This window comes from Nocardia sp. NPDC055165 (assembly GCF_053606985.1).
In genome coordinates this window covers 26,213-51,878 of sequence record NZ_JBSGSS010000025.1, presented here as the reverse complement: position 1 = coordinate 51,878, position 25,666 = coordinate 26,213, and the positions used below count along the sequence as shown (strand labels likewise).

The window sequence follows — 25,666 nt, the reverse complement described above, 5'->3', positions numbered from 1 at the left end:
GTTCAGGTGCCGTTGCTTGCTCCTTCGTCGCCTACGCAACGGCACCTGAACAGCGGGACGGCCGCGAACCGCCGCTGCGCGGCGGACCCTCCTCGAGGTCGGGTCGTGCGGGGCTGGGAGTGTTCGGTCGCCGGACACGGAGGTGAGCGAGGGTGCGGTTCCCTGCGTAGGCGGCGTGGTTGCGGCACAGTGGTGTCATGACGAACCCGAGGAAGCGGGGGCGCGCGGAGGAACCTGCTCCGGCGCAGGCGCGGAAGGTGCCGGGGGCGGAACTGCTGTCGGCGGCTCAGGCGGCGGTGGGGGCGGCGCAGACTGCGGCGGGACAGGCTATCGATGCTGCTCAGCAGACTGCGGGGTACGCCTTCGACGCGGCGGTTCGGTTGCCGCCCGCGTCGGCGCAGCTGGCCGCGCAGTTGCCGGATCTGGTGGAGAACCTGTCGATCGCGGTCGATCGGCTCAACAGCACGATCGATCGGCTCGATCGGACGTTGGCGCTGGCCGATCCGGTGTTCGCGACCTATGACCGGCTGCTGCCACGGCTCGAGGCGATGATCTCCCTGGGCGAGGACGTGTTCGGTGCGGTGGCGAAGCTGCCCGGTGTCGGATTGCTCGGGCGGATCACGGGGCGTGGGGGCGAGGAACCCGCACCGGAACCGGAGCCGGACAAGCGCGGCCGTCGGCGGCGCTGATTCCTCGAACGCCGTCCGCTCCGGCGGCGAGGTGGCCCGACCGGTGTTGCCGCGTGCGCGTCGAACTCACCTTTCGGGAGTCAGCGCCCGGAATGTCGCCGCCGCCTTGAGCACCATCTCCGCGTACTCGTCCTCGGGATCGGAATCGAGGACGATCGCGCCGCCCGCGCCGATCCGCCACTCGTCGTCGTAGCGGACGGCGGTGCGGATGACGATGTTGAGGTCGGCGGTGCCGTTCAGGCCGAGGAAACCGATGGTGCCCGAATAGATGCCGCGCGCTTGGGTTTCCAGTTCGTCGAGGATTTCCATGGTCCGCAGCTTCGGCGCGCCGGTCATCGAACCGCCGGGGAAGCAGGCGCGCAGGCAGTCGATCACCCCGGCGTCGGGGAGCAGCGTGCCACGCACGGTCGACACCAATTGATGCAGGGTGGAGTAGGTTTCGGTGTCCATCAGCTTCGGGACGTGCACCGAACCCACTTCGCAGACGCGGCCGAGGTCGTTGCGCAGCAGGTCGACGATCATCAGGTTCTCGGCCCGGGTCTTCGGGTCGTCGGCCAGTGCGCGACGCAGGCGCTCGTCCTCGTCGGTGGTCCGTCCGCGCGGGGCGGTGCCCTTGATCGGCTTGCTCTCGACCACCCGATCCCGGTCGATCTTCAGGAACCGTTCCGGCGAGGAACACGCCACGTCCAGACCGTCGAAGCGCAGGTAGGCGGCGTACGGTGCCGGATTGCAGCGGCGCAGTCGCCGGTAGAAGGCGAATCCGTCCCCGGGCGCCGCGGCGACGGCGACCGCGTCGGTCAGGCAGATCTCGTAGGACTCGCCCGCGTGCAGCCGGTCCTGACACACCGCGATGTCGGCGAGGTAGCGGTCGCGGCCACGCACCAGATGCGCCTGCACGGCGCCGGGATCGGCGGCCACGGGCAGGTCGGCGGGATTGACCCAGGTGGGGAGATCGTCGAGGGAGTCGGAAGTCTCGCGCAGCCACTGCTCGGCGTCGCTCGCGGTGGCGGGTTCGCACAGGGCGAGCAGGTGGGTTCGCCCGGCCTCGTGGTCGACGACGATCAGCCGGTCGGCGAAGATCCACTGGGCATCGGGGGTGGGAGAGCGGTGCGCGATGTTCGCACCACAGTCGGCCTTCACCTCGTAACCGAGATAGCCGACGTAGCCTCCTGCGAAATCGAAAGGCAGCGGCGGGGTTTCGCAGTGCCGCGCCCGGAGTTCGCGATCGAGATAGTCCAGGACCGTGCCCGCGACGGTACGGGTGCCTTCGATGTCCGTCACGGTGACGCGGGCGTCGCCGACCCGATAGTCGACGATTTCGGCATGCGGCCCGCTCGCGTCGCCGAGGAAGGAGAACCGGTCCAGGCCGGGTTCGACGTGCTCGCTGTCGAGCCAGAACGCGTTCGGAGCGTCGGCGCAACGGCGCAGGAAGATCGCTTCGGTATCGATCGCGCGTTCGATCACCTTGTGCCGCAGGCTGAATGAGCGTTCATGGGAAACGGGCGCCACGACACTGGGTCCGCGCACCACCACCGGTGCGGCTACCCGTGTGCGCGCTTTGGTGAGATCGGCGAAGTTGCGCAGCAGCGCGGCGCCGAATTCGCTCGACACCGACTCGGGGTGGAACTGCACACCCCACTGCGGCCGCTCGCGATGGCGCACCCCCATGATCACCCCATCGCTGGTCGACGCGGTCACCTCGAGCGAGGCGGGCAGCGGCTCCCGCGCCGCGAGCGAGTGGTAGCGCACCACGGTGAAGCCCTGCGGTAGACCGGCGAACAGATCCCGATCGTCGTGGGTCACCTGATCGAGGAAACCGTGCCTGGCCTGTGGCGCGCGCTCCACCGTTCCGCCCGCGCCGAGCACGATTCCCTGATGGCCCAGGCATACGCCCAGCAGCGGCAGATCGGTCTGCGCGATCAGCGCTGTCGACGCCCCCATGTCGCGGGCGCGGTCCGGGCGGCCGGGTCCGGGCGAGATCACCACATTGTCGAACTGATCGAGGTCGAGGGAGCTGTCGGCCTCGTCGTTGCGCACGACGGTCGGCTCGCTCCCGTTGACCTCGCTGATCAGCTGATAGAGGTTGTAGGTGAACGAGTCGTAGTTGTCGATCAAGAGCGTGCGCATCGTGGCAGAAACATTACGCCGGGCGTGCGCGTGCGCATTCCCGCGCAGTCCCCGCCGATCTCCGGGCACAATGTGCGGCATGGCTGTTTCTCAACCTGTCGATGTTGACCCGGCGATCGCCGATTTCGCGGCGATCGGGCGGTGGATGGACGAACAGGGCTTGCCCGGGACGGAATTCGATGCGGTCACCGCTCTGGGCGGCGGCACGCAGAACGTGATGCTGCGCTTCACCCGGGGCGGGCGCGAGTACGTGCTGCGGCGCGGGCCCAAGCATCTGCGTGCCAAGAGCAATGAGGTGATCGGCCGGGAATCACGACTGCTGCGCGCGATCGCCGGCACCGAGGTGCGCTCGCCCCGGGTGATCGCGGCCTGCGACGACGAGTCGGTGATCGGTGCGGTGTTCTATCTGATGGAGCCCATCCGCGGCTTCAACCCGCAGACGGAACTGCCCGAACTGCACGCCGGTGATCCCGAGGTCCGGCGCCAGATGGGTCTGTCCGCGGTCGAGGCCATCGCCCGGCTCGGCTCCCTCGACTATCAGGCGCTCGGCCTCGGCGACTACGGACGTCCCGCGGGTTTCCTCGAGCGGCAGGTCCCGCGCTGGCTGCGCGAACTCGACTCCTACAACGCCAACGAGGGCTACCCCGGCCCGCAGATCCCCGGTCTCGAGCGGATCGGTGACTGGCTCGAGCGGCACCGGCCGGCGGACTGGCTGCCCGGCATCATGCACGGCGACTGTCACCTGGCGAACATGATGTTCGACTACGACGGCCCCGAGGTGGCGGCGATGGTCGACTGGGAGATGTCGACGATCGGCGATCCGCTGCTCGACCTGGGCTGGCAGCTGGCGACCAGGCCCGAGCCCGGCACCGTCGGGGCGGGTCTGATGGGCACCCTCGGCACCGTCGGCGGTCTGCCGACCGAGGCGGAGATGATCGAGCACTACGGCAAGTTCTCCGATCGCGATCTCAGTGCCGTCACCTGGTACACCGTGCTGGCCTGCTTCAAGCTGGGCATCGTCCTCGAGGGCACGTACGCGCGGGCCTTCGCGGGCAAGGCGCCCAAGCCGGTCGGCGACTTCCTGCACGCGGTGACGCTGGAACTCTTCGAGCAAGCGAATCAGCTCGCCGAATAATGCCGGATCTCGCCGATAGTTGGCTGAATATTGATGGAGCATAAAAAGAGGACAATTTAGGCTGACTTCCATGATCGTCCCCGACACCAAGAACTGGACCTGGGTCCTCGAACGCGCCTGCTCCGAGTGCGGATTCGATGCCGAGGCCACCGCGTACTCGGCCGTCCCCGAGCTCGTGCTCGACAGTGCCACCCGCATCGGTGCGGCGCTCGAACGCGACGACGCACGAGTGCGTCCCGACGAGCTGACCTGGTCGGTCCTCGAATACGGCGCTCACGTGCGCGATGTGTGCCGGATCTTCGATACCAGGCTCGCGCTGATGCTCGACGGTGACGGGGTCGAGGCGCCGCGGTTCGAGAACTGGGATCAGGACGCGACCGCCGTCGCCGATCGCTACGACCGGCAGGACCCCGCCGTAGTCGCCCGGGAGCTGGCGCTCGCCGCCGATCGGGTGGCTGCCGCGTTCGGCGCGGTGCCCGTCGATCGCCTCGATCTGCGGGGCGCGCGCAGTGACGGTTCACTGTTCACGGTCACCTCGCTGGGCCGGTACTTCGTGCACGACGTCGTGCACCACGTCCATGACGTGCGCGGATAGAAATCTCTCGAATATTTTCTAGAACGTGTTTCAGAAACCGGTGATTTGTGGCTAGGGTGAGTGCAGTCACAACGAGGCACGAGCTTGGCGAGAGGTCTACCGGCATGAAGACGAAGGGCGCGATCCTGTGGGGCACCGACCAGGAATGGTCGGTCGAGGAGATCGAGGTCGGCGACCCCGTCGCCGGTGAAGTGCAGATCCGGATGGAAACGGCGGGCATGTGCCACTCCGACCATCACATCGTCACCGGCGCGACGCCGATGCCGGCCTACCCGGTAATGGGTGGGCACGAGGGCGCGGGTGTGATCACCAAGCTCGGCCCGAACTGTCCGGCCGACCTGGCCGTGGGTGACCACGTCATCCTGTCGTTCATCCCCGCGTGCGGCCGCTGTCCCTCGTGCGTCGCCGGCAACATGGCGCTGTGCGACCTGGGCGCCGGACTGCTGATGGGGCAGGCCATTTCGGACGGCACGTACCGCATCCAGGCGCGTGGTGAGAATGTCATCCCGATGTGCCTGCTCGGCACGTTCTCCCCGTACATGACGGTGCACCACACGTCCGTGGTGAAGATCGATCCCACCATCCCGTTCGAGGTGGCGTGCCTCGTCGGCTGCGGCGTACCGACCGGGTTCGGATCGTCGACCCATGTGGCACAGGTGCAGCCGGGTGAGACCGTGGTGATCGCGGGTATCGGCGGCGTCGGCATGAGCGCGCTGCAAGGGGCTGTGCTCTCCGGTGCGTCGAAGGTCATCGCCATCGACCCGAATCCGTGGAAGCGTGAACAGGCGCAGAAGTTCGGCGCCACCCACACCTACGAGAGCATGGCCGCCGCGATCATGCCGATGATCGAGGCCACCGAGGGGCGGATGGCCGAGAAGGTCATCCTCACCATGGGTGAGATGCACGGCGACTACGTCGAAGAGGGCCTGATCCTCACCGGCAAGGCGGGCACTCTCGTCGTCACCTCGATGGGGCGCATGGACGCCGGCGACGTCAAGATGAACAGCTTCCTGCTGTCGATGTTGCAGAAGACGGTGAAGGGCACGATCTTCGGCGGCGGCAACGCTCGCCAGGACGCGCCGCGCCTGCTCTCGCTCTACAAGGCGGGCCAGCTCAATCTCGACGACATGGTCACGCGCACCTACTCGCTCGAAGAGATCAACCAGGGCTACCAGGACATGCTGGACGGCAAGAACATCCGCGGCATCATCCGCTTCACCGAAGCCGACTGGTAGTCAGCTCTTGCCCGCCCGCTCGGCGAGGCGGACCGCGACCTGGGCGATCAGGTCGTACGGAATCGGTTCGCCGAGTGGGAATTTCAAGGTGCCACGGCCCGAGTTGTAGGGCTCGACGGCTTGCTCGAGCGCCTCGTCCCCCTCGGGGACGGGGTACACGCTCACGTGGGACTTCCAGCCCGCGAAGAAGATGAACACCCGGCCGTCGATGGTGGCGGCCGGGATGGCGTAGCTGATCTTTTCGCCCGTGTCGGGCACCGCGCGGTGGATCGTTTCGCGGATCCGCTGCAGGACAGCGCGCTCCGACGGCGGTTGGGCCGCCAGATAGGCGTCGACGGAGTCGGGTTTCTCGGTCATGTCCTCGACTCTAGGCTCTGACCAGCACTTTCTCCGGATGACCCGCGGCCTTCAGTCGCCCGTCCCGCAGCAGCAGACAGTGGTCTGCCCGGCTCGCCTCGTCCAGGTCGTGGGTGGCCTGGACGACAGTCACACCTTCCGTGCTGATCTGCGTCAGAACCCGGGAGATCTCGGTCTGAGACGCCTCGTCCAAGCCCGCCGCCGGCTCGTCCAGCAGCAGTAGATCGGACTCCTGCGCCAAAGCCTGTGCGAGCAGTGCACGTTGGCGCTGACCGCCCGAGAGGGTGTCGAGCCGCCGGGTCGCCAGGTCGGCGAGCTCCATGCGTTCCAGACAGGTGCGCGCGATCTCGCGATCCGCACGGGTGAGACGCCGCCACGGTCCGCGGTGCGCCCAGCGCCCCATCGCGACCACTTCTCGCACCGTGATCGGCAGCGTCGGCGGAATCGCCGTGTGTTGCACCACGAAGGCGGGTCGCCGGGTGGTGGACCGGTGCACCGTCCCCTCCTGTGCCGCCACGGTGCCGGCGAGAACGCCGAGCAGGGTCGATTTCCCCGAGCCGTTGGGTCCGACGATCGCGGTCACCTGCCCCCGCGGGATCGTGGCCGTCACCTCGTGGAGTACGGGCCGCCGGGCGTAACCGGCGGTCAGCCGCTCGATCCGGATTGCTGCGTCATCTGTGTGCTGCATCTCACCTCAATTGAAACGATAATCATTTTCAGTATATCGTCTCGCGCTATGGATTGGCTGTTCGCCCCGTTCGAGGTGGCTTTCGTGCAACGCGCGCTGTGGGGTGGGCTGCTCGTGTCGTGCGTGTGCGCCCTCGCCGGGACCTGGGTGGTGGTGCGCGGCATGGCATTTCTCGGCGACGCGATGGCGCACGGGATGCTGCCCGGCGTCGCGGTCGCCGCCTTGCTCGGCGGGAACCTGATGATCGGCGCCGCGATCAGTTGCACCGCGATGGCCGCCGGAGTGTCGCTGCTCAGCCGTGGCAAGCGGTTCGCGCCGGATACCGCGATCGGGCTGTTGTTCGTCGGGATGCTCGCGACCGGGGTGATCATCGTGTCGCGGTCGCAGTCCTTCGCGGTGGATCTGACCGGGTTCCTGTTCGGTGATGTGCTCGCCGTGCGTGCCGTCGACCTGTGGTATCTCGTTGCGGCCCTTGGCGTCGCGCTGGTGGTGGCGGTGCTCGGACATCGCGCGTTCGTCGCGCTGACCTTCGATGCACGTAAGGCACACACCCTCGGCCTGCGTCCGAAGCCGGCGCACGCGGCGCTGGTGGGGTTGGTCACCCTGGCGATCGTGGCGTCGTTTCATGTCGTGGGGACGCTGCTGGTCTTCGGATTGCTGATCGCACCGCCCGCCGCCGCGGTGTTCTGGTCGAACCGGGTGCCGGTGGTGATGGCGGTTGCCGCGTTGATCGGTGGGCTGTCCACCGTGGGGGGACTGGTCATTTCGTGGCACGCGGGAACCGCGGCGGGGGCCACCATCGCGGCGGTGGCCGTCGGCGCGTTCTTCGTGTCCGCGCTCGTTTCCGCGGTGCGGGAACGGGTCGGCCGGGTGGGCGTGGTCGCGCTCGCCGCGGTGCCGTTGGTCGGCTGCGGGGCAACGGAGGTTCCGGTCGTCGAGGAGGCGGCGCCGCACGGGTTCGTCGCGGGCGCGGAGGAGATGAGCGAGGCTCAGACACGCGTGGTTGTCGCCGACGGGGCCGGGGCTGTACGGGTGATCGATCTGTCGAGTGGGGAGGTCACGACAGTCGCCGCCGGTTCGCCGGAAAGTGATCGAGCGCAACCGCATTCGAGCGCACCGGGTGGTGCTGCACCGTCACCGAGCAGTGGCGACCAGAAGGTGTCGACTGTAGGAGCGGTGGGGGACGGGCGTTTCGCGTACCTGAGTTCAGGTGGGTCTATCCAGGTCGTGGACAGCGGAGCGTGGACCGTCGACCACGGCGACCACCGGCACTACTACAAGGCCCCCGTGCGGGAGATCGGTGCGATTGCCGCGACCGACAGTGGTGCGACTACCGGGCCTGGCGCCGCAAGTGTTTCTCCCGCACCGGAAGGCGTCCGCGGGGTTGTCGGGGCGTACAGCGATGCTGCCGTCGCGTCGGTGGTGCTGGACTCCGGTGCGTCGATCTTGTTCGACCGTCCGGCGCTGGACGGCGGCGTCGTCCAGACGCAACGCCGCATCGAGGGCATCGCGGTGCCGTATGCCGAGCGGATCGTGGTGGCTGACAGCTCGGGTCGAGTCGAGGTGCGCGGGCGTGACGGCGCGGCCGGGCGAGTGCAGGCTGCCACGTGTCCGCAGCCGAAAGGGCAGGCCGTGACCAGGCGCGGAGTAGTTTTCGGCTGTGCCGACGGCGCGGTCGTGGTGGCACAGCGCGAGGGCGAGGTCGTCGCCGAGAAGATTCCCTATCCGGCGCCGACCTCGGACCGGGCGAGCGCCTTCACCCACCGCCCCGGCAGCACCACCCTGACCGCGCTCGCGGGCCGCGATGGTGTGTGGACGCTCGACATCAGGAAGAAGACCTGGGCTCGTGTCGCGATCTCCGGCGCGGTCGCGGTGAACACCGCCGGTGAGGGATCGCCGCTGCTGGTGCTCACCCGCGATGGCGTGCTGCACGGCATCGACCCCGGCACCGGCACGGAGACGACGCGGACCGCGCTCATCGCCGGACCCGTCGAAGGAGACCCGGTGATCAGTGTCGACCCGGAGCGCGCCTACATCAACGACTCTCGGGCGCGCACCGTCCACGAGATCGCCTACAACGACAATCTTCGCGTCGCGCGCACGTTCTCGCTGGACATCGCGCCCTCGCTGATGGTGGAGACCGGCCTGTGAAGCGCGCGCACATCTCTCACGTGCTCCCCTCGAGCCGACGGCGGGCAACTGCCGTGTCATCGATACCGTTGCACCGCTACGACATTCGTCGGATTACGGAGACGATCCGCCGCGCAGTCCCGCTCCTGTTCGCGGCTGCCCTGCTCGTGCCGCTGGTGAGTGCGTGCAGCAGCGGAGCCGAGCGGTCCGGGATCGTGGTGACCACCAATATCCTCGGCGATCTGACCCGGGCCGTCGTCGGTGACACGGTGCCGGTGACGGTGCTGATGCAGGCGGGGGCCGATCCGCATTCGTTCGGTATTTCCGCACGTCAAGCAGCCGAGATCGAGCGAGCGGCGCTGGTGGTGCACAACGGGCTCGGGCTCGAGGAAGGTGTGGCCCGGCACGTGGGGGCTGCCGCCGGTGCCGGGGTCCCCACCCTCGCCGTGGCCGAGCGGGTGGATCCGATCACCTACACCTCCGATGAGTCAGCGGGACAACCCGATCCGCACTTCTGGACCGATCCGCGCCGGGTGCGCACGGCTGTCGAGGTGATCAGTACCGAGGTGCTCGCCCGGGTCGACGGCATCGACGCCGACGCGGTGCGGGCGAACACGCAGCGTTACCTCGACCAGGTCGACGAGCTGGACCGGTGGATGACCGATCGGTTCGCCGCCGTCCCGGCCGAGCGCAGGCAGCTGGTGACCGACCATCACGTCTTCGGGTATCTCGCACAGCGATTCGGATTCCGGGTGATCGGCGCAGTGATCCCCAGCGGCACCACCCTGGCCTCGCCGAGCGCCTCCGATCTCGACGACCTCGCGACCGCGATCAGGACCGCGGGCGTGCGCGCGATCTTCGCCGACTCCGCACAGCCCGATCGGCTGTCGCGCGTCCTCGCCGAACACACCGGGCTACAGGTGCAGGTGATCGCCCTGCACACCGAGTCGCTCACCGCGCCCGGTGACGGCGCGGCCACCTATCTGGAGATGGCTCGCGCCAACACCGAGGCCATCGCCCGTGGTCTATCCGGGCCAAGCACGTAATGCACGCACAAGAGATGGAGCACTACATGAACAGGTCACGGACCACCACCATGGTGGCCCTGTCCGCGGCACTCGCCTCGGCGATGGCGCTGAGCGGTTGCGGCACAGCGGATTCCGGTCACGACCACCCGCACACGCCCGGTGCCGAACCGATCGCCCTCACCTATGACGGCGGAATCTACGTCCTCGACGGCGCGTCACTGGCCCAGCGGGGCGAGGTGAAGATCGACGGCTACAACCGGCTCAACCCGGTCGGGGACGACGACCATCTGATGGTGTCGACCAAGGACGGCTTCCGCGTCCTCGACGCCTATGAGGCCGCGTTCACCGGAACCCAGTTCCCGGCAGCCAAGCCGGGCCACGTCGTCCGGCACGCGGGTAAGACGGTGCTGTTCGCCGACGGCTCCGGTGAGGTCACCGTCCTCGACACCGCGCAGGTCGACAGCGGTAAGCCGACGGAGGTCTACAAGGCCGCCGCCCCGCACCACGGTGTCGCGATCGAGTTGAGCAACGGGAACATGGTGCTCACCCTCGGCACCGAGGACAAGCGGGTCGGCGTCGTCGCGCTCGACAAGGACCGCAAGGAGCTCACCCGCAACGAGGACTGCCCCGGTGTGCACGGCGAAGCGGCGGCCCAGGGCGAGGCGGTCGTGATCGGCTGCCAGACCGGCGCCGTCGTCTACCGCGACGGCAAGATCACCAAGGTCACCAGCCCCACCACCTACGGGCGGATCGGCAACATGTCCGGCACCGACGCGTCGCCGATCGTGCTCGGTGACTACAAGCAGGACAAAGACGCCGAACTCGAACGCCCGCAGCAGATTTCGCTGGTGAACACCGTCGACGGCACGCTGCGACTGGTCGACATCGGCACCAGCTACACCTTCCGTTCGCTGGCCCGCGGCCCGCAGGGTGAGGCGCTGGTGCTGGGCACCGACGGCAAGATCCACGTCATCGACCCCGTCGCGGGTGCGGTGGTTCGCACCATTCCCGTGATCGGCAGCTGGCAGGAGCCGCTCGACTGGCAGGTCGCCCGCCCGAACCTGTTCGTTCGCGACGGCGTCGCCTACGTGAGCGACCCCGCGTCCAAGCAGGTGCACCGTGTCGACCTGGCCGCCGGAAACATCACCGCCAGCACCAGTCTGGCCGCCACGCCGAACGAGCTGACCGGCGTCACCGCCCACTGAGCGAGATCACCACGTTTCCCCCTGTGTTCGCCTCGCCGAATACAGGGGGAGCGTGGTGCTCGTCGGTTCGGATCGCTGACTCAGGCGGCGCACCGCACGACGACCTCGCGCAGGTTGCGGCTGCGCACATCGTCGAGAATCGCCATCCCGAGGCGATTCATGCTGTAGCCGAAGCCCACTCCGGTTGCCGGGTCGGCGAATCCGAAGGAGCCGCCCAGACCGGTGGTGCCGTACGCGCGTTTGTCCGAGCCGAAGCGGAACGTGCCGCGCGACTTGCGGAAACCGAGGTGGTAGCGGCTCTTGGTGTGCAGCACCAGATCGTCGGCGGGCACATCGTCGGCGGTGTCGGCGGCGGCCAGCAGGTCGAGAACGTCCTCGCTGATCGGCAGCACACCGGTGCGGCCCGCGGCGGCGCCGTAGACCTTCGCCAGCGCGCGGGCATTACCGACGCCGTTCATGCCGGGCCATTCGATGTCTAGGAACTCCCGTCGCGCGGCGCGGGCGGGGGCGCCGGGGCGCGGATTGGTCAGGGCCGCGTAGGAGTATCCGCGCTTGGCATAGACCTCACCGCCGATGCGCAGCGGCAGATCGCGCCACTCATAGCGCCAGATGTCCCAGCCCTTGGTCGCCGAGAGCTGGGCGACCCGGTCCATCGACTCGGTCTCGGGCAGTCCGATGAACAGATCGGCGCCGACCGGGGCGGCGATCTCCTCGGCGAAGAATCGCCCGAGACTTCGGCCCGCCGGATCCACCCGCCGCAGCAGTTCGCTCTGATACAGCCCCAGCGTGAGCGCGTGATAACCGTGCCGAGTGCCCGGCTCCCAGGCCGGCTTCTGCGCGGCCAGCAGCTCGCCGAGGGCATCGCGGTCGACCAGTTCGCGCAGTTTCACGATCCGGTCCAGTCCCGACAGCCCGGCCTGATGGTCGATCAGCTGACGCACCGTGATGCGCTCTTTGCCGTGCGCGGCGAACTCCGGCCAGTACTTCGCCACCGGGGCCTCGTAGTCGAGCAGCCCCCGCGATACCGCCGTCGCGAGGGTGAACGCCGACATTCCCTTCGACGAGGAGAACACCGGCACGATCGTGTCGCGCTCCCAGGCCACCTCGCGCTTGCGGTCGCGATGGCCTGCCCACAGGTCGACCAGGGGTTGGTCACCGGAGTAGACGGCGACGGCGGCGCCGATCTCGCCGTGCTCGGTGAAGTTGCGGCGGAAGGCGTCGGCGACGGGGCCGAAACCGGCCGCCACGTCGCCGTGGATCGATGGTGCGGGACTCATGGTGTCCACGATCGTAGCCGCGTCTCGTACGCTGCCGATATGCGATCGTTGCAGCAGGTTCAGCACTGGCCGGTCGAGAACGCCGCCGCCGCCGTCGTCACCGCAGGCACGGTGTCGAGCATCGGCGACACCGAACGGGTGTTCCGGCTGGCCTCGGTCACCAAACCGCTCGTCGCCTATGCCACCCTCGTGGCGCTCGAGGAAGGCGCGGTCGAACTCGACCAACCGGCGGGTCCGCCCGGTTCGACCGTGCGGCATCTGCTGGCCCACACCTCGGGCGTCGCGTTCGCCACTCCCGAAGTTCTCGCCGCACCAGGGGCCCGGCGTATCTACTCGAGCGCGGGCTTCGAACTGCTCGCCGATTTCCTCACCGAGCACACCGGGATCGAATTCCCGCAGTATCTGCGCGAGGCGGTTTTCGAGCCGCTCGGTATGCGCACGGCGGTCCTCGACGGTTCCGCCGGCCATGCGGGCAGTGCTTCCCTCGCCGACCTCACGCTATTCGCCGCCGAGTTGCTGACACCTCAATTGATATCTCAGCAAACTCTGGACGACGCGACCTCGGTGCAATTCCCCGACCGCAACGGAGTCCTGCCCGGATACGGCTCCCAGCGCCCCAACGACTGGGGATTGGGATTCGAAATCCGCGACGGGAAAACCCCGCATTGGACGGGGGCAACCAATTCCGCCCGCACCTACGGGCACTTCGGGCAGTCCGGCACGTTCCTCTGGGTCGATCCGGAAATCGGAGTGGCGACAATCGCGTTGAGCGACGAGAATTTCGGGGACTGGGCCAGAGCGGCGTGGCCGAAATTCAGCGATTCCGTTATCGCAGAGACACATAACACGCAGTAAAGTAACACGCGCAACACCGCACACTTCAGTACACTCGTGCCACGCCAGACCACGACGGGCCGTTGGGGAAGACGTTCCTTGTCGAGGCTGGAGGTGTTGGTAAGTGCGCGCATCGAGTCAGTTCGCTGACGCGACGGCGGGTGTGGTCTACATCCACTCATCGCCCGCCGCGTTGTGCCCTCACGTGGAATGGGCGCTGTCCACCGCGCTGTCGTCCCCCGCGAAATTGCGCTGGAACACCCAACCCGCCGACGGACAACTCCGCGCCAGCAGCGACTGGGTCGGCCCCGTCGGCACCGCGGCCCGGATAGCCCAATCATTGCGCACCTGGCCTGTACTCCGTTTCGAAGTCACCGAGGACCCCAGCGAAGGCGTCGACGGCGAACGCTACAGCTTCGTCCCCGCCCTCGGCCTCTGGCACGGATCCACCGGCGCCAACGGTGACGTGATGCTGGGCGAGATGCGATTACGCGCCTTACTCCAAGCCGCCAAAGAACTGGACGTCCACGGAACCTTCGACCTCTCCACCGAACTCGACCGAGCACTGGGCGCACCCTGGGACGAGGATCTCGAGGCATTCCGTCAAGGGACCGACAACGTCGGCGCGGAAGTCACCTGGCTGCGACGGGATGTGGGCTGACACCTGATCCGGGCGCCGCGGCGTCCATCGTGACCGGCCGGTCGAGGTCAGTCGGCGAGGTCCATGCGGAGGAACTCGGTGATGCGGAGGAGTTTCGGTGGGCGGGGGATTTCCGGGGGAAGTGCCTGGAACGCTTCGTCTCTGCCGACGACGCGGGGTGCGGTGAGGGCTACTTCCCGGCCGTCCGTGCGGAGTTGCGCGGTGCCTGCGGCCAGGATGTTCTGCACCCAGTCCGAGGCTGATCCGTAGACGAGGACGAACAGGTAGCCGCCGTCGACGGGGTGGGCGTCGAGTGGGGTGCGGTAGGTCTTTCCCGAGGAGCGGCCGGTGTGGGTGAGGACCGGCCATTTTCCGCCTGCGACAGCGCGGGGGTTGAAGACGCGCTTGTTGATGTGGCCCCACCAAATCGGCATAGGCATGAGGTGCTCCCTTGTTCGGGCCGGTGTGACTTACACCTGTAAGGCTGACTTACACCTGTAAGGTTGTCAACACTTCGTCACCGAGGAGGTCCCATGCCCGTACGGCAACCGCTCAGCCGCGATCGTGTGCTGGAGGCCGCGATTCGGGTCGCCGATCGTGGGGGAGTGGAGGCCATCACGATGCGGCGGGTGGCGCAGGAGCTGGGCGTGGAGGCGATGTCGCTCTACAACCACGTGCCGAACAAGGACGCGATGCTCGACGGGGTCGTCGACGCGGTGTTCGCGGCGATCGAGTTGCCGAAGGCGGACAGTGCGCAGTGGCGGGAGGCGATCCGCGACAGGGCCTGTTCGGCGCGTTCGGTACTGGCGCGACACAGCTGGGCGCTCGGGCTGATGGATTCCCGCCGGAATCCCGGATCGGCGACGCTGCGTCATCACGACGCTGTTCTCGGAGTTCTTCGCGAGGCCGGGTTCTCGCTGCCGATGGCCGCGCACGCGGTCTCGCTGATCGACAGCTACGTCGGCGGGTTCGTCCTGCAAGAGGCGAACCTGCCCGTGTCTGTGCCTGCCGACGTCGAGGAAGTCGCGGGCGACATCCTCGCGAACCTTCCGGCAGGCGAGTTGCCGTATCTCACCGAGATGATCGTCGACCACGCACTGCGACCGGGGTACGACTACTCGAGCGAGTTCGGGTTCGGTCTGGATCTGATCCTGGATGGGCTCGAAGCGCGCCGAGCTTCGCGCTGAGGCGCCAGCCCCCGATTGCTGGGGCACCGCCGTCCTTGTTTCGAAATCCTCTGTGGTGCAGCATCAAACATGTGATGAACAGACGAATTTCTGGAGCCATCCTCGCCGCGTCAGCCGCGGCTGTCGCCTTCGGTCCCGGCGCGCCCGCAAGCGCGGCGACCCCGTTCGTAGCGCCCGAGATCAGCTTCGCCGGTACCGCGGCGGGCACCGTCACCGCCACCCTGCGCAACCCGAACGACCGGGGCCAGTGCTGGGCCGAAGCGGGCGTCGGTCCCGAGAACAACCACGTGTTCTTCGGTGACAGCGCCCCGGAATCGCTGGCCGACCCCGGCAAGACGGTCGTGACCTCGCTCGACGGTCTCGAGCCCGGCACCACGATCACCGCCCGCGGTGGCTGCGTCAACGGCGCCGAGTTCGCGTTCTCCGAGTTGGTCACGGTCACCGTACCGGCCGCGACGCCCTCGACCGGAAGTTTCGGCTTCTAGGTTCGCTGACAGCCGCGGCCGGTGTGCCGCGGCTGTCCTCACTCGCCTGTGCGTCGCGGCGGGAGGGCGACACGGTCGAGATCGTGGGCGAGGACGGCGCCGGGGAAGTCGGCCTGCTCGATGAACAGGTGGTCCTCGCGTTCGGTGTAGCGCTCCGAGAAATGAGTCAGAACAAGGGTTTTCACACCGCAGGAACGCGCGACCTCGCCCGCCTGACGCGCCGTGAGATGGCCGCGTTCGTGCGCCTGATCCGTCTCCGAGTCGAGGAAGGTGGACTCGATGATCAGCATGTCGACGCCATCAGCGAGCTCGAAGACGTTGTCGCACAGGCGCGTATCCATGACGAACGCGACCTTCTGCCCCGGCCTCGGCGCCGAGCATTCCTCCAGCAGCGGTCCGGACAGCTCGCGGATCGCGGCGCCGGAAATGCCGTGCTCACGCAACTTCTCGGGCAGAAGCGTTCGGCTGTCCGGTTCGGCGAGGCGATAGCCGTACGTGGGGATGCTGTGGGCGAGGGAAAGCGCGGTGAGGGTGAAACCGTTGCCCTGCAATGTTTCGCCGGGACCGCTCACCGGGTGCTCGATCAGCGTGGGAGAGCCGTAGTAGCTCGTCGCGTACCGCAGCCGTTCCCAGTACTCGGCGTTCTCGCCGGGGTAGACGGCATGCACGCCGTGGGGCACCCCGTCGCGTCCGAGCCGCTGCACGATGCCTGGAACGCCCAGCGAGTGGTCACCGTGAAAATGGGTGATACACAACCAATTCAGTTCGGTCGCGGAGGCGCCCGCGTGCGCCATCTGACGTTGCGTGCCTTCGCCGGGATCGAACAGCACGCCCTGCCCGTCCCAGCGCAGCAGGTAGCCGTTGTGGTTGCGACGGCGGGTGGGCACAGCCCCGGCTGTGCCGAGGACGACGAGTTCTCGTGTCGACATCGACCCATCCTGGCGGGTCGCCGTGTCGGTGTCACGTCGATTCGAATGTCGGACGCGACGACCGGGTGCGCGGAGGAAGGTGATGGTGAGATGGACCGAGTGCGTGCCGCCCGCCGAGGCCCGTACCGATGACACAGCTTCCGGAGGACGACGATGGATCTGTTCGACTACGACGCCGAACTACGTCTGCACACTGCTCACTTCTTCGCGGCCGCGAGGGTCGGAGCCGGTGATCGTGTGCTCGACATCGGTTGTGGCACAGGGCAGACCACGCGCGAGGCGGCTCGCGCGGCCGTCGACGGGAGTGCGGTGGGGGTCGATATCTCGGAGGTGATGCTCGAACAGGCCCGTCGCATCAGCGCCGACGAAGGGCCGTCGAATGTCAGTTTCGAGCTGGCCGATGCGCAGGAGAACACCTTTCCGCCCCTGTACTTCGACCTCTGTATCAGCAGGTTCGGAGTGATGTTCTTCGCCGATCCGGTCGCCGCGTTCACCAACATCGCACGCGCATTGCGTCCGGGCGGTCGTCTCGCGTGGCTGGTCTGGCAAAGCCACGACCGCAACGAATGGGCGACGGTGTTCAGCGACGTCCTCGCCGCATCGATCGCCACGCCCGGCCGCGGACCCTTCTCGCTGGCCGACCCGACCGCGACCGAATCCATGCTGACGTCAGCGGGTTTCACCGACATCGACTTCACCGAGATCGACGACCCCGTCTACTACGGTCCCGACAGCGCGGACGCCTACGACAACCTCCTCCGCCTGACAGGTTTCACAGCCTTCCTCACCGCGCTCGAGCCCACGAAAGCCGACCGAGCCCGCACACGGTTGCGCGAGATCCTGGCCGACCATGAGACAGAAACCGGTGTGTATTTCGACTCACGCTCGTGGCTCATCACCGCTCGTCGTCCTTGAGGGGGCCTTCGGGGATCCTTGCTCGCAGGTCCGCGGCGGCCGCAGCGGCGACGGACGAACCGCAGCCCGAGGAAGGAGCCGGACAGCACGGAATTCGGACGATACCGAGGTGCGTATCGGTTGCCGACGAGTTTGGGGCGGGTGAATCCTTTCGGGGCGCCGGTGCCTCTTATGTGTGTCGCGACGGACGTCGGGACAGGACACGGAGGTTTGTTGTGGTCATCGGTATCGGTGTTGTCGTCGGTCTGGTGTTGCTCTGCACGTGCATGGTGGTCGTTAAGCGCAAACGAGCTGGGCGTGGGTGAGTCGCGGTGGCCCGATGATCGATTGATCGTCGCCGCGCAGGGTGGTGACGTGGATTCGATCGCGGCGCTGGTGGCGGGTTCGCATCCACATATCCAGCGCTTCGCCCATTCCCTGTGCGCCACACCGGAAGACGCCGAGGATGCGGCGCAGGAGGCGCTGATCATCCTGTATCGCAAGATCGGGATGTTGCGGGCCTCGGGTGCGCTGGCGTCGTGGATGTTCCGGATCGTTCGCAACGAGTGCCTGCGTCGGGCGCGGACGGGTCTGCCGGGACGAGTCCTCGTGCAGGACACCGTCGCGGCTGCTTCGGCCGAGGACGAAGTACTGCGACGTCTGGAAGCGGGCAGGGTGGCGGCCGCGGTCGCCGATCTGCCCGCCGACCAACGCAGCGTGCTGATCATGCGCGATATCCAGGGCTACAGCGGGCGGATGGTCGCCGATGCGCTCGGGCTCAGTACGGCGGCGATGAAATCACGGCTGCACCGGGCCCGGGCGACAGTTCAACACGCGCTACAGGCCACGCCTGATGAGGCTGCCGGAGGAAATGATGAGCGATGATTTCGCGAGTAAGTCCATGGTCGAGCACCTGGTGCGCGGCGGGGTGGGGTTCGGCGCGCTGATCGGGTCGGTGGCGCTGATCCCGGTGGTCGGGCCGATCAGCTTGTTGCTGCTGCCCGTGGGTTTGATCGCACTACGCGGGTGTCCGACGTGCTGGGCGATCGGACTGATGCAGACCCTCTCGCGGGGTCGGCTCCAGCGCTCCTGCGACGGCGGCCAGTGCACGCTGACCGTCAGCGACACCCACCGAGTCGCTCCCTAGGAGCTGACGGCTTCGAGCGGTCGCCGATCCGGCCGACCGCTCGAAGCAGCTCACGCCGCGCCGAGCAGGGGCAGGCACGGTGCGAGTCCGTCGATCTCGACGGTTGTTCGCTGCAGGCTCTCCCATTTCGCGCGCGAGAGACGAACTCGGCGCTGGACGGTGGCCTTTCCGCGCACAGTGAGGCGCCGGATCCCGTCCGGCTCGTAGCCGAGCTTCTCGGAGACTCGCAACGATGGCGAGTTGTCGGCGAAGGCGCCGGACGTTGCGTCGGTGGCTTCGAGCCCTGCGAAGGCCAGGTGGAGGACCGCTGCGCGCATTTCGGTGCCGATGCCTCGCCCTTGATGTCGAAGGCCGATCCAGGAGCCGGTGTCGACCTCACGCAACGTCGCGTAGTCGCGGGCGGCGATCGCCTGCTGTCCGACGATTCGGCCGTGCTCGAAGACCGCGAGGTTCAGCGTCCAGTTGCCGGGGGACCAGTTGCCGAGTCGGAGCCAGTGGTATTGGACCACCGAGCGTGCTCGTTCGCGGGGAGGAAGGTCGGTCCACGGGACGGCGAACGGCATGCGGTCAGGGTCGTGGACGCCGTCGGCCGCGAGCTCGGCCAGCTCGGCGAGCTCGGCATCCGAGGGCAAGCGCAGTTCCAGGCGGGGTGTGGCCAGTCGCAGTCCGAACAGCGGCCAGTGATCGGTGAGCATGAGTCATTCTGCGGGGCGGACCCGACCCTTCTCACCCTATTTTCAATGGCAGTGAATCCCCAGCGCCGCAGGCGAACCGAGAGTACGAACCCCTGTCCGGACCGAGCGCGGCTTCCGTGTGATCTCCGGGTGTGGTCCAGGGTTGTTCCGGATGTGTGGACGGTGGGGGATTCCTAGGGTCGGATGATGCGCAGATTCTCGATCGTTGCCGCGATGGCGGTTGTCGTCTCCTTGGTGGGGTGTGCGAGTCCGGCGGACGGTCCCGAGGTCTCGCCCTCCGAGAACCGCGCGGAATCGTCCGGCCGGGTGCAGCGGGTGCGCGACGACATCGACGCGGCAGTGGCCTCGGGGGTGTCGGGGGTGATCGCGACACTCACCGAGAACGGCAAGACCACCACGTTGGCCGCCGGTGTCGGCGATCAGGCCACCGGGGTGCCGATTCCGGTCGAGCCGCCGCAGCGGGTTCGGGTCGGCAGCGTGTCGAAATCCTTTGTCGCGGCGATCGTGCTGCAACTCGTGGCCGAGGGACGAATACAACTCGACGAGCCGATCGATACCTATCTGCCCGGCTCGATCGTCGGTGACGGCGTCGACGGACGGGCCATCACGGTGCGTCAGATCCTGCAGCACCGCAGCGGGTTACCGGAGTTCGCCGACGCACCGGAGATCGACGAATACCGCGCCGCTCTCGACCATCGGACGTTCACACCCGCCGAACAGCTCGCCATCGCCTTGCGGCGGCCGGCGAAGTTCGCACCGGGTGCCCGCTTCACCTATACGAACACGAACTATCTGGTTGCCGCGATGCTCGTCGAGCGCGTCACCGGACGCCCCTATGTGGATGCCTTGCAGGACAGGATCATTCGCCCGCTGGGCTTGACCGGCACCTACCTGCCCGCTACCGGCGAGCACGATATCCGCGGTCCGCACCCGCACGGCTACGCGCCGATCGACGGCACCCGCACCGATGTGACCCGGATCGAGCCCTCGGTGCCGTGGGCGGCAGGCGCGCTGGTCTCCACCGGCGACGACCTGAACCGATACTTCCTCGACCTGGTGGCGGGAAAGGTGGTGGCGGAACCGGAACTGCAGCAGATGCTCGCCACCTTGCCGACCGGCGTGGACAGCATGCCCGAATACGGTCTCGGCGTGATGTCGGCCGAACTGTCCTGCGGCACCCGCTATATCGGGCACACCGGCGGAATCACCGGGTACGCCACCTTCGCGGGCGCCACCACCGACGGGCGGGCCGCCACGATCGTCTGGACCGAGCCGCCCAGCGAACAGCCGGACATCATGGCGATCCTGACCCGAGCCCTGTGCCCCTGACTCGGCTAACCCCCGAACAGCAGATACAGCCCGGTGAACGTGAATCCGACCATGGTCAGCATCAATGCCAGCTGGCCGGTCAGCCGGTGACGCGGTGGGAGAAGAACTAGGCAGCGATCGTGCGCGGCGGCGACACCGAGGATGTGGCCGATCAGGACAGCGAGCACTTTGCAGGTGGCGAGCACACTCGGATGACTCGACAGCACGTAGGCGACGTCTCGATCGGCCAGGCCCGCGATGTTCCATCCACGGTCGAGTGGGTCCGCGAACAGCAGTACTGTCGCCTGCCCCTTCTCGAGGAGGAACGTGAGGTAATGGGCGATCAGATAGCCCGCCACGATCGGGGTGAGACTGAGTGCCAGCCGCCGCGGCAGCAGCGCTCGATCGGCGTGGGAGAGGCCGCCGGTGGCGCGCGCGGCGACGGAGAACAACCCGCCCACCACCCCGATGAAGACCAGCAGTCCGGCCGTGCACACCACTGTCGCGTCGACGACCGGAGCCAGATCGTCGACCAGTTCGCGCCACCGCGGAAAAGCGGAGAAGCTGTCGAAGGCGGTGGATCCGAGCAGCGTCGCCGCGACCGCGACAGATCCGGCGAGTCCGGGAGTCCCCGCGAGATTGTTCAGCGGCATTCGCAACACCGGCCGCCCGGCGTGGTCGCGGCCGTAGGCGCTCAGGTGCGCCAGCAGCGTGCTGTACACCTCGAGCGGATCGGCCCGCTCTGCCCAGACGGTGCCGAACAGCGTGAGACCGATCGTGGTCACGACCAGATAGCCGAGCAGCCAGGTCAGCACCGAGCTCACCGACCCCGGTGCGCGCCAAGCCAATTCCAGCCACACGAAGGAGAACAGGCCCGCGGCGGCCGGGAGGTAGCCCCACTCCTCGCGATAGCGGAGAAGTCCCTGCTCCGGCGGGCGCCGCAGCAGGAGGCAGCCGAATCGATGGATCGCCCGGACCGGCGAAACGACCTTCCAGACCGGTCCGATCAGCAGGGACGCCACCATCACCCCGACCCAGACGCCGATGTACAGCACTCCCGGCACCGGATTCAGGGCCGGATCCGAGGAGCCGAACACCGCGATGACGAGCAGGCAGACGGTGACCACCACGCTCGCCACGGCGATGACCGTCCGCGTCGCGCGGGCGTCGATCATCCGGCGAACCGGCATGGGCAGCGGGAATCCCGGTGAGTCGGGGTCGAGCCGGGGTCGACGCCAGGCGAGGAACAGCAGGGCGAACGAGAAGGTGAGCGCCCACGCCGCGCCGATCAACGCGTAGGTGAGCGGAATCGGCAGGTCAGCGGCGCCGTTGAGGCCGTGGGCGAGGGAATTCACTGCCGGACCAGCAGCGTCGTCACCGTCCGTCCGAGGTGGTGCAGTTCGATCTCCACTCGGCCCGGCACCGTCACGGTGAAGTCGAACTGCTGGCCGGACGCCGCGGCGACGGGAAAGGTGTGCGCGGGGGCTGAGTGGACATGCAGTTCGTCGGTGGCGTCACTGTCGACCCGCAGCACGATGCGTTGCCCGGCTGTGGCTTCGGTGCGCGTATTGGCCGGGGACACCGCGCCGTTCGCGATCCGGATGTCGATGATGCGGGCCGTGCTCGCGGGCTCGCCGGCCTGCTCGGACTCCGCACCCGATGAGCAGCCCACCAGCAGCAAACCCGCGGCGACCGTGACAAAGCCGTACCGGAGCCGACGAGGGGTCACGGATTCTCCTCGGTGCGGTCGATCGGCACGGATTGTGCTCGTGCGGCCTCGTTTTCGCGCTTCTCCGCGCGCCGGTCACGCATCGCGATGAACAGCACCAGGCCGACCAGTGCCACCGCGGGCAGGAAGGCCGGGATCGCCAGCAGGAGGGAGTGGTCGGCGAGGATGTCGACGTGCTCCTGGCCGATCATGGTCCGACCGTCGCCCGCTGGTCCGGTGTGCTGCCCGCCGCCAGATACCGGTCGTTGACGCGGGCCGCACCCCACGCCATCGCCGCGATCAAGGCCAGGCTGCACGCCAGCACCACCAGGCCCGCCAGCCCGATCAGCCAGGACGGATGATCGAAGGACCGCTCGCGCTGCAGGACCGAGATCTCCTCGACGAACGGCCGCGTGAAGCTCGCGGGCGCGGGCACCTCCGCGGCGCCGATGCCGCGATCGAGCGGCATGAAGATCGGGAGCGCGGATTGCATGCGCCCGTCCTGCAGGCGCAGCAATGTCTTCCAGGTGCCGTGCACGGGTACGGGCCGGGTGGAGACGAAGTGGTCGTCGGTGACGCGACGCAGCTTGTCCACGACTAGGCCGTGGCCGGGGCTGTCGTCGCCGGTACCGCCCTGCCAGGCCAGGATCTCCACCCACTCCGGATCGGAACCGATGAGATCGCCGGGGGAGAGCCGGATGTCGGCGGTGACCATCCGCCCACCCTGCTCGGGAGCGGCGTCGGTCAGCGCGACTGTCGCCGACGCGTTCTCCGGTACCCGGATGATCAGCCCGTTCGCGGTCGCCGCTGCCGCGATCACCACCGCGGCGACCACGAGTCCACGCCGCACCGCCGGTCTGGGCAGTGCCTCGCCGCGCAAGACGGTGCCGAGCATCGCGCCGATCACACCGCCCGCCACACCGACCGGCACCGCCATCGCGAGCAGTTCCAGCCACATCCCGCCGACCCAGGGATTGACGAACATCCGCTCGATCCACAGCGATTCGAGCCAGATGCCCACCGTCGCCACACCGAGCCCGGTGAGCGCACCCCACCAGAGCGGTCGGCGAATCAGCGGAACAAGGGCGAGCAGTTCGACCACGATCGCGGCACCGAGGTAGAGCGGGAACACATTGCGTGGCGCCTCGAATCCGGTGCCGACGAGGACCGCCACGATGGACCGCACGCAGAAGGCGAAGGCCACGAGCAGCAGTGTGCTGAGTGGGCCGAGCGTCAACCGCGCCGAGATCAGCGCGATCGTGGCGGCGAAGACGATCAACATCGGTTGCAGCACCAGCCGGAACTGTTCGACGCCGAAGTCGAACTCCACCTGGAACACCGACAGCCCGATCACCAGGCCGCCGAAAGCGAAGGCCTGGATCGCCCACAGCATCCGCCCGTCGGTCCGTTCGGGGTCGGGCCGGTTGTAGCGGCCCTCGAGTTCGAGCAGGAGCACCCCGATCAGCGACAGACCGGCGCCGCCGATGAGCATGAGGTGGGTGGGTCCCCAGAGCGTGACGTCCTGGCCGAACAGCCGGTGCCAGATGTCGTCGAGCGGGAAACCGATCAGCGCGTACAGACCGGCACCGGCGATCAAGATGCCGCCCACGGGGGCATACCAGTCGCGGGTGATCTTCACCGCGGCCCTGCCCGGCTTCTCGTCGAGCGGCAGGATGATCGCGAGCATGCCCGCCATGAAGAGGAAGAACAGGCCGACGAGGATGAAATAGTGCGCCGGGTTGGCCAGCGGCCCGTCGTCGCGGCCCTTGCCGACATGCAGACTCACGTCCCAGATGAAGCCGAGAAACGCGGTCAGGATGGTCGCGAGAAACATCGCGATCGGCAGCGCCACCCAGCCGGGACGGTTCATGAGGCGGCCGCTGAAGTCGGCCAGCCGTTGCAGCCAGGTGATGCGTCGCGTCCGGTGCAGGTAGGCCACCCACAGCAGCACCGCGCCGACCACCGCGGCAGCTCCGGTCATCAGCGCCACCTGATCGAGGGCAGCGCCACCACCCTCGGTGCCCGGGGCGGCCAGGATCGTCGACGGATCGCTCAACACTCTGGCCACGGCAGTCCTCCGATATGTCGAAGCGCCCGGTCTGCGGGGTAACGAACAGTATCCCGAATTCCGCGCTACACCGATACCCCGCGCGCGGGTCGCGGTCGAGCGCTCAGCCGCGCGAGGTGTCTACCCGGCCGGACGCAGCTGCTCCCGGTACCGCTCGCCCCAGGTCTCCATCAGCTCGATGATCGGGACGAGACCGCGGCCGAACTCGGTCAGCTCGTACTCGACCCGGGGCGGGACCTCCGGATACACGGTGCGGGTGAGCACGCCGTCGCGCTCGAGTTCGCGCAGCTGCGCGGTCAGCATTCGCTGGGTCACGTGCGTCATGGCGCGGCGCATCTCGGTGAACCGGGCCGTACCCTCGCTCAGCTGGAAGACGATCATGCCCTTCCATTTGCCGCCGATCACATCGAGGGTGACCTCGACCGGGCAGTCGAAATCGAGATCCTGCTTACGTTTGGCCATACACATCCTCGTCTCACCGGCAAAGGTATGAAAAAGGGTACTGGGTAACAGAAATGCGCGTTCTTACGCGGATATTCCCCGTCGGGCAGGCTCGATCCAGCAAGCAGATTCGGTCCCGACAGGAGTTTCAGAGATGGCCCAGCTACTTCAGCTCGATGCCAGCCCGCGCCGATCGCGCTCCCACACCCGCACGCTGGTCGGGGAGTTCGTCGCGCGGTGGAGCGAGGGCAGGCCCGGTGACACGGTGATCCGCCGCGATCTCGGCCACGAACCGCCCCCGCACCTCACCGAGGAGTGGATCGCCGCCGCCTTCACCCCACCGGGGGCGCGCACCCCGCAGATGCGCGACACCCTCGCCTACAGCGACCAGCTGGTGGACGAGCTGTTCGCCTCCGACGTGCTGGTACTCGGAGTCCCCATGTACAACTTCGGGGTACCGGCCATGCTGAAGGCCTACATCGACCAGATCGTCCGGGTCGGGCGCACCTTCTCCTTCGCTCCCGAGGCCGCGGCTCCGTACACACCACTCACCTCCGGAAAGCGCGCCTTCGTCATCGTCGGCACCGGCGACGCCGGCTACGAGACGGGCGGTCCGCTGGCGAGCATGAACCACGTGGAGCCGTACCTGCGCACGGCTCTGGGTTTCATCGGCATCGACGAGGTCGAGTTCGTGTACACCGGCAACGACGAATTCGGCGGGGAGCGCCTCCAACGGTCCCTCGAACGCGCCCGCGACCGGGTAGCCGACCTGACTCTCGAGCGTGAAGTTGTCGATATGGCGGGCTGAGCAGCGGCTATCACGCCGAAACCCCGGACATGGCCCGGGGTTTCGGTAACCGACCT

General features: G+C 67.8%; 28 protein-coding genes. 16 read left to right on the top strand and 12 right to left on the bottom strand.

The window, feature by feature from the left end; all coding sequences use genetic code 11:
* The first annotated feature begins 197 nt into the window (after positions 1 to 197).
* Positions 198 to 689, top strand: coding sequence for a hypothetical protein (locus tag ACWFRF_RS33090; RefSeq protein WP_378996359.1), 492 nt, complete (start codon positions 198 to 200; stop codon positions 687 to 689).
* A 66-nt stretch (positions 690 to 755) separates the two neighbouring features.
* On the opposite strand, the gene pabB is transcribed toward ACWFRF_RS33090, so the two are convergent.
* Positions 756 to 2,816, bottom strand: a complete 2,061-nt coding sequence (gene pabB, locus ACWFRF_RS33085) for an aminodeoxychorismate synthase component I (RefSeq protein WP_452454043.1) — start codon at positions 2,814 to 2,816, stop codon at positions 756 to 758.
* Between the two features lie 70 nt (positions 2,817 to 2,886).
* Between pabB and ACWFRF_RS33080 the strand changes: the two genes are divergently transcribed.
* The 3 genes from ACWFRF_RS33080 to ACWFRF_RS33070 all read left to right on the top strand — a co-directional run bounded on the left by ACWFRF_RS33080 (position 2,887) and on the right by ACWFRF_RS33070 (position 5,781).
* Positions 2,887 to 3,951 carry a phosphotransferase family protein gene (locus tag ACWFRF_RS33080; RefSeq protein ID WP_378996354.1) on the top strand — a complete coding sequence of 355 codons (1,065 nt, stop codon included), beginning with the start codon at positions 2,887 to 2,889 and terminating at the stop codon, positions 3,949 to 3,951.
* A 70-nt stretch (positions 3,952 to 4,021) separates the two neighbouring features.
* Positions 4,022 to 4,546, top strand: coding sequence for a DinB family protein (locus tag ACWFRF_RS33075; RefSeq protein WP_378996351.1), 525 nt, complete (start codon positions 4,022 to 4,024; stop codon positions 4,544 to 4,546).
* A 104-nt stretch (positions 4,547 to 4,650) separates the two neighbouring features.
* A complete protein-coding gene (locus tag ACWFRF_RS33070) occupies positions 4,651 to 5,781 on the top strand; it encodes an NDMA-dependent alcohol dehydrogenase (protein WP_378996349.1) in 1,131 nt (376 codons plus the stop codon).
* On the opposite strand, the gene ACWFRF_RS33065 is transcribed toward ACWFRF_RS33070, so the two are convergent.
* Both ACWFRF_RS33065 and aztA read right to left on the bottom strand, forming a co-directional pair.
* Positions 5,782 to 6,138: an iron chaperone gene (locus ACWFRF_RS33065; protein WP_378996347.1), complete on the bottom strand. Its 357-nt coding sequence runs from the start codon at positions 6,136 to 6,138 to the stop codon at positions 5,782 to 5,784.
* A gap of 10 nt (positions 6,139 to 6,148) precedes the next feature.
* Positions 6,149 to 6,826, bottom strand: a complete 678-nt coding sequence (aztA, locus tag ACWFRF_RS33060; RefSeq protein WP_452454041.1) for a zinc ABC transporter ATP-binding protein AztA — start codon at positions 6,824 to 6,826, stop codon at positions 6,149 to 6,151.
* Between the two features lie 48 nt (positions 6,827 to 6,874).
* Here aztA and aztB point away from each other — a divergent pair, with 48 nt between their 5' ends.
* From aztB to aztD, 3 genes are all read left to right on the top strand, one after another.
* Positions 6,875 to 8,977 (top strand): zinc ABC transporter permease AztB, encoded by a 2,103-nt coding sequence (aztB, locus tag ACWFRF_RS33055; protein ID WP_452454039.1) that lies wholly within the window; start codon positions 6,875 to 6,877, stop codon positions 8,975 to 8,977.
* A 152-nt stretch (positions 8,978 to 9,129) separates the two neighbouring features.
* Positions 9,130 to 10,002, top strand: a complete 873-nt coding sequence (gene aztC / locus ACWFRF_RS33050; RefSeq protein ID WP_452454045.1) for a zinc ABC transporter substrate-binding protein AztC — start codon at positions 9,130 to 9,132, stop codon at positions 10,000 to 10,002.
* 26 nt (positions 10,003 to 10,028) lie between these two features.
* Positions 10,029 to 11,189, top strand: coding sequence for a zinc metallochaperone AztD (gene aztD / locus ACWFRF_RS33045; protein ID WP_452454037.1), 1,161 nt, complete (start codon positions 10,029 to 10,031; stop codon positions 11,187 to 11,189).
* Positions 11,190 to 11,269: 80 nt separating this feature from the next.
* Here aztD and ACWFRF_RS33040 read toward each other — a convergent pair whose 3' ends face one another.
* Entirely contained in the window at positions 11,270 to 12,466 is a 1,197-nt protein-coding gene (locus ACWFRF_RS33040) for a serine hydrolase domain-containing protein (RefSeq protein ID WP_387449225.1), read from the bottom strand.
* A gap of 39 nt (positions 12,467 to 12,505) precedes the next feature.
* Between ACWFRF_RS33040 and ACWFRF_RS33035 the strand changes: the two genes are divergently transcribed.
* Both ACWFRF_RS33035 and ACWFRF_RS33030 read left to right on the top strand, forming a co-directional pair.
* A complete protein-coding gene (locus tag ACWFRF_RS33035) occupies positions 12,506 to 13,321 on the top strand; it encodes a serine hydrolase domain-containing protein (protein WP_378996333.1) in 816 nt (271 codons plus the stop codon).
* A 103-nt stretch (positions 13,322 to 13,424) separates the two neighbouring features.
* Positions 13,425 to 13,961 (top strand): DUF3145 domain-containing protein, encoded by a 537-nt coding sequence (locus ACWFRF_RS33030; protein ID WP_378996331.1) that lies wholly within the window; start codon positions 13,425 to 13,427, stop codon positions 13,959 to 13,961.
* A 47-nt stretch (positions 13,962 to 14,008) separates the two neighbouring features.
* Here ACWFRF_RS33030 and ACWFRF_RS33025 read toward each other — a convergent pair whose 3' ends face one another.
* Positions 14,009 to 14,380 carry a nitroreductase family deazaflavin-dependent oxidoreductase gene (locus ACWFRF_RS33025; protein ID WP_378996329.1) on the bottom strand — a complete coding sequence of 124 codons (372 nt, stop codon included), beginning with the start codon at positions 14,378 to 14,380 and terminating at the stop codon, positions 14,009 to 14,011.
* 93 nt (positions 14,381 to 14,473) lie between these two features.
* Here ACWFRF_RS33025 and ACWFRF_RS33020 point away from each other — a divergent pair, with 93 nt between their 5' ends.
* Both ACWFRF_RS33020 and ACWFRF_RS33015 read left to right on the top strand, forming a co-directional pair.
* Positions 14,474 to 15,127 (top strand): TetR/AcrR family transcriptional regulator, encoded by a 654-nt coding sequence (locus ACWFRF_RS33020; RefSeq protein WP_378996326.1) that lies wholly within the window; start codon positions 14,474 to 14,476, stop codon positions 15,125 to 15,127.
* A 74-nt stretch (positions 15,128 to 15,201) separates the two neighbouring features.
* Entirely contained in the window at positions 15,202 to 15,612 is a 411-nt protein-coding gene (locus ACWFRF_RS33015) for a hypothetical protein (RefSeq protein WP_378996324.1), read from the top strand.
* A 38-nt stretch (positions 15,613 to 15,650) separates the two neighbouring features.
* On the opposite strand, the gene ACWFRF_RS33010 is transcribed toward ACWFRF_RS33015, so the two are convergent.
* On the bottom strand, positions 15,651 to 16,541 hold the full coding sequence (locus tag ACWFRF_RS33010; RefSeq protein WP_452454033.1) for a ribonuclease Z: 891 nt from the start codon (positions 16,539 to 16,541) through the stop codon (positions 15,651 to 15,653).
* Positions 16,542 to 16,694: 153 nt separating this feature from the next.
* Here ACWFRF_RS33010 and ACWFRF_RS33005 point away from each other — a divergent pair, with 153 nt between their 5' ends.
* From ACWFRF_RS33005 to ACWFRF_RS32995, 3 genes are all read left to right on the top strand, one after another.
* On the top strand, positions 16,695 to 17,456 hold the full coding sequence (locus ACWFRF_RS33005; RefSeq protein WP_452454031.1) for a class I SAM-dependent methyltransferase: 762 nt from the start codon (positions 16,695 to 16,697) through the stop codon (positions 17,454 to 17,456).
* A gap of 297 nt (positions 17,457 to 17,753) precedes the next feature.
* On the top strand, positions 17,754 to 18,320 hold the full coding sequence (locus tag ACWFRF_RS33000; protein WP_452454029.1) for an RNA polymerase sigma factor: 567 nt from the start codon (positions 17,754 to 17,756) through the stop codon (positions 18,318 to 18,320).
* The gene (locus tag ACWFRF_RS32995; RefSeq protein WP_452454027.1) at positions 18,310 to 18,582 is read left to right on the top strand and encodes a hypothetical protein; all 273 of its coding nucleotides are present in this window, start codon (positions 18,310 to 18,312) and stop codon (positions 18,580 to 18,582) included. The genes ACWFRF_RS33000 and ACWFRF_RS32995 overlap by 11 nt, the downstream gene beginning before the upstream one ends.
* Before the next feature lie 50 nt (positions 18,583 to 18,632).
* On the opposite strand, the gene ACWFRF_RS32990 is transcribed toward ACWFRF_RS32995, so the two are convergent.
* Positions 18,633 to 19,277, bottom strand: coding sequence for a GNAT family N-acetyltransferase (locus ACWFRF_RS32990; protein ID WP_452454025.1), 645 nt, complete (start codon positions 19,275 to 19,277; stop codon positions 18,633 to 18,635).
* A 186-nt stretch (positions 19,278 to 19,463) separates the two neighbouring features.
* On the opposite strand from ACWFRF_RS32990, the gene ACWFRF_RS32985 reads away from it, so the two are divergent.
* Positions 19,464 to 20,606, top strand: a complete 1,143-nt coding sequence (locus tag ACWFRF_RS32985) for a serine hydrolase domain-containing protein (protein WP_452454023.1) — start codon at positions 19,464 to 19,466, stop codon at positions 20,604 to 20,606.
* A gap of 5 nt (positions 20,607 to 20,611) precedes the next feature.
* Here the strand turns inward: ACWFRF_RS32985 and ACWFRF_RS32980 are convergent, their stop codons facing one another.
* From ACWFRF_RS32980 to ACWFRF_RS32960, 5 genes are all read right to left on the bottom strand, one after another.
* Entirely contained in the window at positions 20,612 to 21,940 is a 1,329-nt protein-coding gene (locus ACWFRF_RS32980; RefSeq protein WP_452454022.1) for a hypothetical protein, read from the bottom strand.
* Positions 21,937 to 22,314: a hypothetical protein gene (locus ACWFRF_RS32975; protein WP_452454020.1), complete on the bottom strand. Its 378-nt coding sequence runs from the start codon at positions 22,312 to 22,314 to the stop codon at positions 21,937 to 21,939. Before ACWFRF_RS32975 ends, ACWFRF_RS32980 begins: the two co-directional genes overlap by 4 nt.
* A complete protein-coding gene (locus ACWFRF_RS32970) occupies positions 22,311 to 22,505 on the bottom strand; it encodes a hypothetical protein (RefSeq protein ID WP_452454018.1) in 195 nt (64 codons plus the stop codon). Before ACWFRF_RS32970 ends, ACWFRF_RS32975 begins: the two co-directional genes overlap by 4 nt.
* The gene (locus tag ACWFRF_RS32965; RefSeq protein ID WP_452454016.1) at positions 22,502 to 24,361 is read right to left on the bottom strand and encodes a hypothetical protein; all 1,860 of its coding nucleotides are present in this window, start codon (positions 24,359 to 24,361) and stop codon (positions 22,502 to 22,504) included. Before ACWFRF_RS32965 ends, ACWFRF_RS32970 begins: the two co-directional genes overlap by 4 nt.
* 120 nt (positions 24,362 to 24,481) lie before the next feature.
* Entirely contained in the window at positions 24,482 to 24,823 is a 342-nt protein-coding gene (locus tag ACWFRF_RS32960; RefSeq protein ID WP_452454015.1) for a winged helix-turn-helix transcriptional regulator, read from the bottom strand.
* Between the two features lie 133 nt (positions 24,824 to 24,956).
* Between ACWFRF_RS32960 and ACWFRF_RS32955 the strand changes: the two genes are divergently transcribed.
* On the top strand, positions 24,957 to 25,610 hold the full coding sequence (locus ACWFRF_RS32955) for an FMN-dependent NADH-azoreductase (protein ID WP_452454013.1): 654 nt from the start codon (positions 24,957 to 24,959) through the stop codon (positions 25,608 to 25,610).
* Positions 25,611 to 25,666 lie beyond the last annotated feature (56 nt).

Bases quoted from the DNA above. Each gene is read 5' to 3' on its own strand.
- ACWFRF_RS33090 (WP_378996359.1), top strand. From the start codon at position 198: ATGACGAACCCGAGGAAGCGGGGGCGCGCGGAGGAACCTGCTCCGGCG.
- pabB (WP_452454043.1), bottom strand. From the start codon at position 2,816: ATGCGCACGCTCTTGATCGACAACTACGACTCGTTCACCTACAACCTC.
- ACWFRF_RS33080 (WP_378996354.1), top strand. From the start codon at position 2,887: ATGTGCGGCATGGCTGTTTCTCAACCTGTCGATGTTGACCCGGCGATC.
- ACWFRF_RS33075 (WP_378996351.1), top strand. From the start codon at position 4,022: ATGATCGTCCCCGACACCAAGAACTGGACCTGGGTCCTCGAACGCGCC.
- ACWFRF_RS33070 (WP_378996349.1), top strand. From the start codon at position 4,651: ATGAAGACGAAGGGCGCGATCCTGTGGGGCACCGACCAGGAATGGTCG.
- ACWFRF_RS33065 (WP_378996347.1), bottom strand. From the start codon at position 6,138: ATGACCGAGAAACCCGACTCCGTCGACGCCTATCTGGCGGCCCAACCG.
- aztA (WP_452454041.1), bottom strand. From the start codon at position 6,826: ATGCAGCACACAGATGACGCAGCAATCCGGATCGAGCGGCTGACCGCC.
- aztB (WP_452454039.1), top strand. From the start codon at position 6,875: ATGGATTGGCTGTTCGCCCCGTTCGAGGTGGCTTTCGTGCAACGCGCG.
- aztD (WP_452454037.1), top strand. From the start codon at position 10,029: ATGAACAGGTCACGGACCACCACCATGGTGGCCCTGTCCGCGGCACTC.
- ACWFRF_RS33040 (WP_387449225.1), bottom strand. From the start codon at position 12,466: ATGAGTCCCGCACCATCGATCCACGGCGACGTGGCGGCCGGTTTCGGC.
- ACWFRF_RS33035 (WP_378996333.1), top strand. From the start codon at position 12,506: ATGCGATCGTTGCAGCAGGTTCAGCACTGGCCGGTCGAGAACGCCGCC.
- ACWFRF_RS33025 (WP_378996329.1), bottom strand. From the start codon at position 14,380: ATGCCTATGCCGATTTGGTGGGGCCACATCAACAAGCGCGTCTTCAAC.
- ACWFRF_RS33020 (WP_378996326.1), top strand. From the start codon at position 14,474: ATGCCCGTACGGCAACCGCTCAGCCGCGATCGTGTGCTGGAGGCCGCG.
- ACWFRF_RS33015 (WP_378996324.1), top strand. From the start codon at position 15,202: ATGAACAGACGAATTTCTGGAGCCATCCTCGCCGCGTCAGCCGCGGCT.
- ACWFRF_RS33010 (WP_452454033.1), bottom strand. From the start codon at position 16,541: ATGTCGACACGAGAACTCGTCGTCCTCGGCACAGCCGGGGCTGTGCCC.
- ACWFRF_RS33005 (WP_452454031.1), top strand. From the start codon at position 16,695: ATGGATCTGTTCGACTACGACGCCGAACTACGTCTGCACACTGCTCAC.
- ACWFRF_RS32995 (WP_452454027.1), top strand. From the start codon at position 18,310: ATGAGCGATGATTTCGCGAGTAAGTCCATGGTCGAGCACCTGGTGCGC.
- ACWFRF_RS32990 (WP_452454025.1), bottom strand. From the start codon at position 19,277: ATGCTCACCGATCACTGGCCGCTGTTCGGACTGCGACTGGCCACACCC.
- ACWFRF_RS32985 (WP_452454023.1), top strand. From the start codon at position 19,464: ATGCGCAGATTCTCGATCGTTGCCGCGATGGCGGTTGTCGTCTCCTTG.
- ACWFRF_RS32970 (WP_452454018.1), bottom strand. From the start codon at position 22,505: ATGATCGGCCAGGAGCACGTCGACATCCTCGCCGACCACTCCCTCCTG.
- ACWFRF_RS32960 (WP_452454015.1), bottom strand. From the start codon at position 24,823: ATGGCCAAACGTAAGCAGGATCTCGATTTCGACTGCCCGGTCGAGGTC.
- ACWFRF_RS32955 (WP_452454013.1), top strand. From the start codon at position 24,957: ATGGCCCAGCTACTTCAGCTCGATGCCAGCCCGCGCCGATCGCGCTCC.